Source organism: Pirellulales bacterium, assembly GCA_035499655.1.
Taxonomy (GTDB): Bacteria; Planctomycetota; Planctomycetia; order Pirellulales; family JADZDJ01; genus DATJYL01.
The window spans coordinates 1-8,736 of the sequence record DATJYL010000051.1; the positions used below are offsets into that span (position 1 = coordinate 1).

10 protein-coding genes are annotated in these 8,736 nt (G+C 54.8%); 9 read left to right on the forward strand and 1 reads right to left on the reverse strand.

Features of this window, described 5'->3' with window-relative positions:
- Positions 1 to 407 precede the first annotated feature (407 nt).
- The 5 genes from VMJ32_03420 to VMJ32_03440 all read left to right on the forward strand — a co-directional run bounded on the left by VMJ32_03420 (position 408) and on the right by VMJ32_03440 (position 4,145).
- Positions 408 to 995 (forward strand): nitroreductase family protein, encoded by a 588-nt coding sequence (locus VMJ32_03420; protein HTQ38048.1) that lies wholly within the window; start codon positions 408 to 410, stop codon positions 993 to 995.
- A 94-nt stretch (positions 996 to 1,089) separates the two neighbouring features.
- Positions 1,090 to 1,476, forward strand: a complete 387-nt coding sequence (locus VMJ32_03425; protein HTQ38049.1) for a hypothetical protein — start codon at positions 1,090 to 1,092, stop codon at positions 1,474 to 1,476.
- A gap of 237 nt (positions 1,477 to 1,713) precedes the next feature.
- Entirely contained in the window at positions 1,714 to 2,331 is a 618-nt protein-coding gene (locus tag VMJ32_03430; protein ID HTQ38050.1) for an NADH-quinone oxidoreductase subunit A, read from the forward strand.
- Positions 2,332 to 2,393: 62 nt separating this feature from the next.
- Complete coding sequence (locus VMJ32_03435; GenBank protein ID HTQ38051.1) at positions 2,394 to 2,924, forward strand: NADH-quinone oxidoreductase subunit C; 531 nt, start codon at positions 2,394 to 2,396, stop codon at positions 2,922 to 2,924.
- Positions 2,925 to 2,939: 15 nt separating this feature from the next.
- Positions 2,940 to 4,145 (forward strand): NADH-quinone oxidoreductase subunit D, encoded by a 1,206-nt coding sequence (locus VMJ32_03440; GenBank protein HTQ38052.1) that lies wholly within the window; start codon positions 2,940 to 2,942, stop codon positions 4,143 to 4,145.
- Between the two features lie 139 nt (positions 4,146 to 4,284).
- On the opposite strand, the gene VMJ32_03445 is transcribed toward VMJ32_03440, so the two are convergent.
- Complete coding sequence (locus tag VMJ32_03445; protein HTQ38053.1) at positions 4,285 to 4,791, reverse strand: hypothetical protein; 507 nt, start codon at positions 4,789 to 4,791, stop codon at positions 4,285 to 4,287.
- A gap of 371 nt (positions 4,792 to 5,162) precedes the next feature.
- Between VMJ32_03445 and nuoH the strand changes: the two genes are divergently transcribed.
- The 4 genes from nuoH to VMJ32_03465 form a co-directional block, all read left to right on the forward strand.
- Complete coding sequence (nuoH, locus tag VMJ32_03450; GenBank protein ID HTQ38054.1) at positions 5,163 to 6,449, forward strand: NADH-quinone oxidoreductase subunit NuoH; 1,287 nt, start codon at positions 5,163 to 5,165, stop codon at positions 6,447 to 6,449.
- On the forward strand, positions 6,446 to 7,042 hold the full coding sequence (locus tag VMJ32_03455) for an NADH-quinone oxidoreductase subunit J (protein HTQ38055.1): 597 nt from the start codon (positions 6,446 to 6,448) through the stop codon (positions 7,040 to 7,042). Before nuoH ends, VMJ32_03455 begins: the two co-directional genes overlap by 4 nt.
- 42 nt (positions 7,043 to 7,084) lie before the next feature.
- A complete protein-coding gene (nuoK, locus tag VMJ32_03460; GenBank protein ID HTQ38056.1) occupies positions 7,085 to 7,429 on the forward strand; it encodes an NADH-quinone oxidoreductase subunit NuoK in 345 nt (114 codons plus the stop codon).
- An 80-nt stretch (positions 7,430 to 7,509) separates the two neighbouring features.
- The coding region (locus VMJ32_03465; protein ID HTQ38057.1) for a proton-conducting transporter membrane subunit at positions 7,510 to 8,736 on the forward strand (1,227 nt) is incomplete at its 3' end.

An 8,736-nucleotide genomic window follows, 5' to 3' on the forward strand; every position in this document is an offset into this window, starting at 1 on the left:
CGATTCCGCTGGTTGATCCGTGGGTGGCACTGCTTCCAACTTTCCACGAACTTTCCTCTTGAATTGGCCACGTGCTAAAATCCGCTCGAGAAAACTCGGCATTTTTTGTAATTCACAAGTAGCGCGAAAAATTTCGAGGGGAAAGTGCCGACATCGGCGGGGGCCCTTTCGGTGTTACATCACCGCCACATTTGGGTGCGGCGCAGGGCGAAGCACTTCGGACAAGGCGGCTGCCCAGCCCCCAATCAAATTGGAAGCCGATTAGCCCACTGTGGGGCTGGATCTATACGAATTGCCAAAGAACGGAGTTCGTAACATCATGATAGCATCCGGGTGGCCCAATTCCGAAATTCAATGAGCCGGCTGGCGCTGTGCGATCTGCGTCTGAAAGCTCAAAGGGAGGTTTCATGATCAAGGGAAGCGAAGTCCGAAAGGCAGGCCATGCGGTTGACCAACTCTTTTTGGACCGGTGGTCGCCGCGGGCCATGTCGGGCGAGGAAATCTCGGAGGCGGAATTGATGACACTGTTTGAAGCAGCGCGGTGGGCGCCTTCGTCGTACAACAACCAGCCGTGGCGAATTCTTTACGCCCGGCGGAATACTCCGCATTGGCAAGTTTTTTTCGATTTGATGGTGCCGCAGAACCAAGCATGGACGAAAAATGCGGCTGCGTTGTTGGTGTTCGTCTCCAAAACCACGTTTGATTTCAATGGCAAGCCGTATCCGACGCATTCGTTCGATACGGGCGCCGCATGGGAGAATTTAGCTTTGCAAGCGTGGATGAAGGGATATGTGGCGCATGGCATGCAAGGGTTCGATTATGATCGGGCTAAAGCGGCGCTGAAGATTCCCGATGGCTTTCGGGTGGAAGCGATGGCCGCCATTGGAAAACCTGGTAAGAAAGAGTTGCTTTCACCAGAAAATCAAAAGCGGGAAGCGCCAAGTGAGAGGAAGCAATTGTCTGAGACGGTATGCGAGGGGACGTTTGGTTGGTAATGCATGTGCCGTGTGATATGCAGATTCCCGACATCGCGAAGGAGGAAGCGTTTGTTCAGTAAGCGTGAATCACAAAAAAGGAAAGGGTTTTAGCATGAGTAAGCGAATTCAACTAGGGTGTTTGGCGCTGGGCTGTTTGTTTGCCGGATGGCTTTTGGGGCAAATCATGACCGGCCAGGCATGGGGGCAAGCAACGGCCAGCACTTCTTCCGGCAGCGGAAAATACGATTTGCGTTCGACCTTCATTGGCGATACTTGGGAAACGTGGAAAATTGACCGAAGCACCGGCGAGTCGTGGCACGAAGCAGACAACAAGCTCGTTAAAATTAAGGATTCAGCCCAGGTGCCAGCCGGCGATTACGATTTAGCTTTAATTACAAACGGCAAGGTTTATTTGACGTACCGGATCGATCGGAAGTCGGGACGGACGTGGAAAATTAATGGAGCGGAATGGATGGAACTTCAGCCCGACACTACGTGATCAGTGCATAAAAGCCCGCGCTAAGTGGGAGCAGAAGCTAGGCGGATGAGCTGGAGATTTGGCACCGGACATTCCGCGTGTTGGAATTGTTTTCCGCTTGCAAAGGGCAAGTGGTCTTTTACAATGCGGGTTCGGTTTCGTTGCATCAGTAGTTAGCCCCCGGTCATTGACCGAGGGCTTAAGTAGAATCTTGGACCCCTCATGCCGCCCTCTCCGCAAGGGAGAGGGAGATGACCGATGACCACTTCGACAATGATTGCCGGGTATTTGGCGCTATTTGTGGCTTTCGGGTTTGCATTTTTGTTTGTGAACCTGGTGGTGGGAAAGTTCTTGCGGCCGAAGGCGCCTAATCCGGAAAAATTGGAAATTTACGAGTGCGGCGAGCCCACGATTGGGTCGAGCTTTGTGCAGTTCGACATCCGATTTTACGTGGTGGCGCTATTGTTCATAATATTTGACGTGGAGGTGGCGTTCTTCTTCCCGTGGGCCAATGTGTTTGGCAAGTCAACGCATTTAATGGATCCAAATTTGCCGGTGGTACAGTCAGCAGCGTCTAGCACAGATTCGAAGCCGGCCCTTACACCAGCGGCAGCGGGAATATATCGTGAATTGAGTGTGCCTGAGGCTGCGGCGCCACACGCGACGGAAGAAATTCGCAGTTCCGCCAATCAGTTGGCGTGGTTGGCGCTGGTCGATATTCTGGCATTTTTCGCGATTTTGATGGTGGGCTTTGCCTACGTATGGCGACGGGGCGATTTGGATTGGGTGCGGGCGACGGCACAGGAGCCGATTTCGCAACCGCAACGGATACCGTCGTCAGGGACCGTGGAACTCGAGCCCGTGATGATGGCGTGAAAATGCCGGTTTGCTAAACGGCAAGCGCGGGTCAAGCCTCGTGGATGACATGGTGATTTGCTATGCGTGGACAATCGTTCTTGGATCGCCTGAAGCAGCAATTCGGCGACAAAATTACCGGCGGCAATTTGGAGGCGCTCGATCCTTGGATTGAAGTTTCGCCCGCCGGCCTGGTCGAAGTCTGCACCTATTTGCGCGATGAACCGAGTTTGCGATTCGACATGCTGCAATTGATTTCGGGGGTCGATTACTGCGAACCGGACGCGAAAAAGGCAGCCAAAGTTTCCTGGCAGCCGCATACGGAGTTGGTGTATCACCTGTGGAGCGTGCCTAACCGAGTGAGCTTAGTGCTGAAGGTAATGTTGCCGCGCTGGAAGAACGAGGTGGCCGGCGAACTGCCGGAGGTTCCCACGGTAAGCCACATTTGGCGCACGGCGGATTGGCACGAACGAGAAGTATTTGACCTCAGCGGTGTACGATTTGTGGGGCATCCAGCGTTGCGCAGAATTTTGTGCCCGGAAGATTGGGTAGGGCATCCGTTGCGGAAGGATTACGAGATGCCGCTGGAATATCATGGGATTCGCGGGAAATAACCGGCAAAAACAACGATGGCAACAGCGACCGACGACCAACGCATTATAGAATTTGACGTTCGCACCGACGAAATGTTGGTGAACATGGGGCCCCAGCATCCCAGTACGCATGGTGTGCTGCGGCTGGTGTTGCGCACCGACGGCGAAATCGTTTCGGAAGTGACGCCGCACATCGGTTACTTGCACCGCTGTGCCGAAAAAATTGGCGAGAATTTAACGCCCCGGCAGTGGATTCCCTACACCGACCGGATGGATTACCTGGCCGGAATGAATATGAATTTGGGCTGGGCGCTGACCGTGGAAAAGCTGCTCAAGTACGAAATGCCGGCCAAAGGCAAGCACTTGCGGGTGATCATTGCCGAAATGGGGCGCATCGCCAGCCATTTAGTGGGCATGGGCGCGTATGGGCTCGATTTGGGCACGTTCAGCCCATTTTTGTACGCCTTCCGAGAACGGGAAAAAATTCTGGATTTGTTCGAGGAAGCATGCGGGGCGCGGCTCACTTATAGCTACATCACGGTAGGCGGGGCTACTGCGGATTTACCGCCCGGTTGGTTACAGCGATGTGAGAAGTTTTTGGATGAATTGGAGCCGGTCATTGCGGAGTATCATGCCTTGCTGACGACCAATGCGATTTTCGTCCGTCGCACGGCGGCCATTGGCGTGATGTCGCCGGAGTTGGCGATTAACTATGGCTGCACTGGACCGGTGTTGCGCGGCAGCGGCGTGGATCAGGATTTACGCCGTGATGGCGAGGAACGCTATACCGAAATGTACGACGGCTATGCCTTCGAAGTTGTTGTGCAAAAAGGCGGCCATTACCCGAAAGATCACAAATACCCAGCGGTGCCCAAACAGGCCGTGCTGGGCGACTGTTGGCATCGGTTTTATGTGCGGATGCTGGAAGTGGTGCAATCGATGGATTTGGTGCGGCAGGCGATCGATCGCTACAGTCGGGCTACCGGTTCATGGGGAGAACCGGTCAAGTTGACCGAAAAATTGCCGAAGGGGGAAGCCTATTTGGAAACCGAATGCCCCCGCGGCCAAATGGGTTTTTACATTGTCAGCGAAGGGGGCTCCATCCCTTGGCGGGTGCGGGCGCGAAGTAGTTCGTTTTGTAATTTGTCGGTCACGCACGAACTGTGCAAAGGCTGTTTGATTGCCGACGTGCCGGCCATTGTGGGATCGCTGGATGTTGTGATGGGGGAGATTGATCGGTAGCCGATGAAAAGGCAGCGATCATAGTGGCAGCGGCTGCGGGTTGTAAAGAAGAGTGATCGACCGAGGCCATCGGTCAGGGCCATGATCAACAATAACTGACGGCCAATCCCTGGAGTGCGGGATTGGCCGTCGTCGCTCATCAGCTGGCCTTTGGTTGCGGTCCACCCCAGAATTGGGTGCTGATGATCTCCACAACGGCGATGCCGCCGGAAACCGCGTCGATGATGGCCACGCCGATCGCATACTTTTCGTTGGTTACGGTTTGCACGATTTGATTTTCGAGTTTTCCGGTCGTGCTGTTGTAAACGGCGCCAACTAGATCGCCGCGAGTGATTGTTCCGCTGGCAGTGAATCGATGCCGACCACGGGTGTGAACCCGGAGTTCCGGCGATGCCGGGCCGCCGCCTGCGACATTCAGCACGGCTTGAGCCGCAACCCCGCAAAAGCTGTCATGCACGGCTTGTTGATCGGCGTTGGCGGTCGAAGAATGCGTGATTTTGTCTGCCACGGACGCGACGGTACTGTGCGCGCTCGATTCGAAGACGAGCAAATCGCCGATGGCAAAGTTGAAGGTGGCATTGTCAGCCACCATGATGACCGGGGATGTGTCGCCGCTGTGATAGGAATTGGGGTTGTTGGTGCTCATTCTATTTCTCCAGTTGGGATAGGTGATCGACGAGCGCATAATAGTGTACAAGTGTATCGTATATCAAGGCGCGTTTTGGGCCACTGGCAAAAAGGGGTGGGAAGCATTCGGATGTGCGCCCAGGTTCCGGGCAATCGGCACGGCACGCCGAACTTGGAGGAGAAGGAGGTGTTCTCTCCCGGGGATGTGCCGAATTAGACCTTGGCCCGATAGTTTTTGGGGGCTTGTCGAGAAGGGGGACTTTGTGCCATATTTCACGATCTTAAAGGCCGTTTCAATCATGCGTTGGGGACGGTTCGGTCTATCCGGCGAGCGGAAGCCGTAATGGGTCCGCCGTCAAGTTTTTTCCTTGTTAGGACAAATCACCGGCGGTGGCTGATTTCTTTATTCATCACTGGGGCTGGTGGCCTTGGCTGAGCGATTTGCTCGCCGGGTTCATTCAATGCAATTTGCTGCTCCTGGTGCCGTTTATCGGCGCGATGTTTTTTGTGTGGGTTGAGCGGAAGGTTTCGGCGCGCATTCAGGATCGTTTGGGACCGACGCGCACCGGCGGCAAATTTGGTTGGTTGCAACTATTGGCCGACGGCCTGAAGCTGATCACCAAAGAAGACTTGATGCCGGGCGGAACTGACCGGTTGTTGTTCAAGCTGGCGCCGTATGTGAGCTTTGTGTTTTCCTATGCCGCATTGATGGCGCTGCCGTTTGCCGATGGTTGGGTGGCGCTGCCGATGAATGTGGGCGTGTTTTTCATCATCGCCGTGCTGGGTTTGGAAGTGTTCGGGGTGATTTTGGCAGGGTATGCTTCGGCTTCGAAATGGTCGTTGTTTGGAGCGATGCGCGAGGCGGCCCAAGTGGTAAGCTACGAAGTGCCGCTGGGCTTGTGTATTGTCACGCCGTGCTTGATTGCCGGATCGCTCGACTTGGTCGCCATTGCGCAGCAGCAGCAGGGGTGGCTGACAAACTGGTTTATTTTTCACGACCCATTCACGTTCATTATTTTTTGGGTGTACTTTACGTGCGCCACGGCGAGCGTGAACCGAGCACCGTTCGATTTGGCTGAAGCGGAAAGCGAGTTGGTGGCTGGTTTTCATACGGAGTATTCCGGTTTCCGCTGGTTGGCGTTTTACATGGCCGAATATGGCTCGATGTTCACGGTTGCCGGACTGGGGGCGATTTTATTTTTTGGCGGCTGGAATGGGCCGATCCCGATTACGCACATGCTGGGTTGGGCCTACAAACCAGGCGCGACCGATTTCCATACGCTGGGTTACATTGCCAATTTGCTGGGTTGCTTGAATTTCATCGGGAAATGCATTTTGGGCGTGACGGTGATGATTTGGGTCCGCTGGACGCTGCCTCGGCTCAGGATCGATCAGGTAATGAAAACTTGCTTGAAATACTGCACGCCGATTGCGGCCGTGATGTTTGTGGGCGCGGCGGTGTGGCAATACGAATTTCCCGGAGGGCTGTGGTTGAAGCAGACGCTGCCTTCTGGCGAGGTTCGCGAAGGCGCGTTTGCGGATCATGGGGGAGAGAACAGTGGTCAGTGGTCGGTGGTCAGTGGTCAGTTGCTAGCGGTGAGGGAGCAGGAAGGAACGGGAATCAGGAGTCAGAAAGCAAACAACCCAGCAACGAACCGCGGACAAATGACACCATGAATTGGCACACGGTTTACTTTTTACTGTTTTCGCTGGCAGCCTGCGGCTTTGCGTTGGCCGTGGCGTTTTCCAGTAACATTGTGCGGATGGCGTTTTATCTTGTCTTGTCGTTGGGAGCGACGGCCGGGTTGTTTTTCTTGGCGGGAGCCGATTTCATCGGCGCCATGCAACTTTTGATTTATGTGGGAGGGACGCTTGTGCTGTTGGTGTTTGGCGTGATGTTAACGGCTCAGAGTCCTTTCATTTCGATGAGGACCCACAGCGGCGATTGGATTTTAGCGGCCGTAGTTGGAGGTTCGCTGTTCGCGGTGTTGGCACAAGCCGCTGTCAGTGTGCCGCAGTGGCATGCAGGAGCGGCGAGCAACGATCCGTCCGTAATGGCCGCGCCCACTACAACCGCAGTTGGCGAGGGGCTTTTGGGAGTGCGAGTCGATGCTTTGTCGAAAGCCGGGGCCGCGCAACAGGCCGGAGTATTGTCGGGCTATTTATTGCCGTTTGAGATTGTGTCGGTGCATTTGCTGGTAGTGCTAATTGGGGCCGCGTATTTAGCTCGGGCAAAACGGCGGAGGGTGATGCGCGAAGTCGAGGGATAAATTTGCTCAACCATAAGCGGTAGGTAATCGCGGAGCCGAATTATGAATTTATTTGCTGAACCGATTGGAGTGACGCATTACCTGGTAGTGGGCGCCGTGCTGTTTGTTTGCGGGGCCGTATGTATGGCCACCAAGCGGAATGCTTTGGGGGTATTGATGGGCATTGAACTGGTGCTTAATGGCGCGAATCTCAATTTTATTGCATTCGGCAGCCGGATTTTGCATGCCGATGGCCAAGCGTCGATCGGCTTGGATGGCCAGTTGATTGCCGTGTTTGTGATTGTGCTGGCGGCGGCCGAAGCGGCGGTGGCGCTGGCCATTACATTGAACTTTTACAACAACCATTCGACGGTGGATGTTGATCGGGCGGACGAACTGAAGGGCTAGTCGCGAAGAAATCGAAGTTCAAATCGCAAAACTCGAAACGCATTTCTAAAAACCCTATGGACCTTTCGACGACACTACCGATGCTGCTAGGAATCGCGTGGCTATTGCCGCTTGCGTCGTTTGTGTTGATTGTGTTTTTTGGCCGGCACATGGGCTCGCATGGCAAGGGGGCGGCTTATGTTGCGTGTGGCGCCATCATTGGGGCGTTCATATTATCGGCGATCTCGCTGGGCGGTTGGCTGGGTCAGCATCCGGTTTCTGCAGCCCAGCATGAGGCTGCCACCGAAGTTGGCACGCTGGCGAAAGCTCCTGTGGAAGGCGTGGCACCGACCGAGCGCGCCGCCACTCCGCCGGTTTCTTACAGCGGCGATTGGTACACGCTGGCCGAGGTGGGAAAGCTGAAAATCAGCATCGGTTGGTACATCGATGCTTTGACGGTGGCCATGTTCTGCATGGTCACGCTGATTGCTTCGTGCATTCACGTTTACGCCATCGGTTACATGCACGACGAACTGCACGAAGTGACGGATCATGAAGTGAAGCTTTCCGATGGCCATCACTTAGTACGGCCGGGACGCTACCATCGGTTTTTCCAGTATCTGTCGCTGTTTAGCTTCAGCATGCTGGGGTTGGTGATTTCCGGAAATTTGGCGATGACGTTCGTGTTTTGGGAACTGGTGGGAATTTGCTCGTATTTTTTGATCGGGTTTTATTTCGAGCGGAAAAGTGCTTCGAACGCGGCCAATAAAGCCTTTATTGTGAATCGCGTGGGAGATTTTGGGTTCATCATCGGCTTGATGGCGCTCTTCGGCGCGTTGGGCACGTTCACATTTGGCGATACGAAAGATGCAGACGGCCGAGTGATTGCCCTGGGCATTTTTAGTCAGATTCGGTCACCTGAAAACGGATACAAGCTGGTGCCGCCCGATGGCATGGTGAAGTCGGCCGCCGGCGACAAAGTGGCCGAAATCGTGCAGGATCATCGCCAAATGGGAGGCGATGCCGCCGCACAATCGGAAATTGCTTCGGAAATGAACGACTGGCGGACGGATGGCTTGGGCTACGGATTGCTGGTCGTGGCCGGCCTGGGCATTTTCTGTGGTTGTGTGGGTAAGAGCGCACAATTTCCGCTGCAGGTTTGGTTGCCTGACGCCATGGAAGGCCCGACGCCTGTTTCGGCTTTGGTGCATTCGGCCACAATGGTGGCTGCCGGCGTGTATTTGGTGGGCCGTTGCTACCCGGTGTTCACGCAGGAAGTGCTGTTGGTGATTGCCTATGTGGGCTGCATCACGCTATTTATTGCCGCG

Coding starts and splice junctions, on each gene's coding strand:
- VMJ32_03455 (HTQ38055.1), top strand. CDS start 6,446: ATGAATTGGCACACGGTTTACTTTTTACTGTTTTCGCTGGCAGCCTGC.
- VMJ32_03420 (HTQ38048.1), top strand. CDS start 408: ATGATCAAGGGAAGCGAAGTCCGAAAGGCAGGCCATGCGGTTGACCAA.
- VMJ32_03430 (HTQ38050.1), top strand. CDS start 1,714: ATGACCACTTCGACAATGATTGCCGGGTATTTGGCGCTATTTGTGGCT.
- VMJ32_03440 (HTQ38052.1), top strand. CDS start 2,940: ATGGCAACAGCGACCGACGACCAACGCATTATAGAATTTGACGTTCGC.
- VMJ32_03435 (HTQ38051.1), top strand. CDS start 2,394: ATGCGTGGACAATCGTTCTTGGATCGCCTGAAGCAGCAATTCGGCGAC.
- VMJ32_03425 (HTQ38049.1), top strand. CDS start 1,090: ATGAGTAAGCGAATTCAACTAGGGTGTTTGGCGCTGGGCTGTTTGTTT.
- VMJ32_03445 (HTQ38053.1), bottom strand. CDS start 4,791: ATGAGCACCAACAACCCCAATTCCTATCACAGCGGCGACACATCCCCG.
- nuoK (HTQ38056.1), top strand. CDS start 7,085: ATGAATTTATTTGCTGAACCGATTGGAGTGACGCATTACCTGGTAGTG.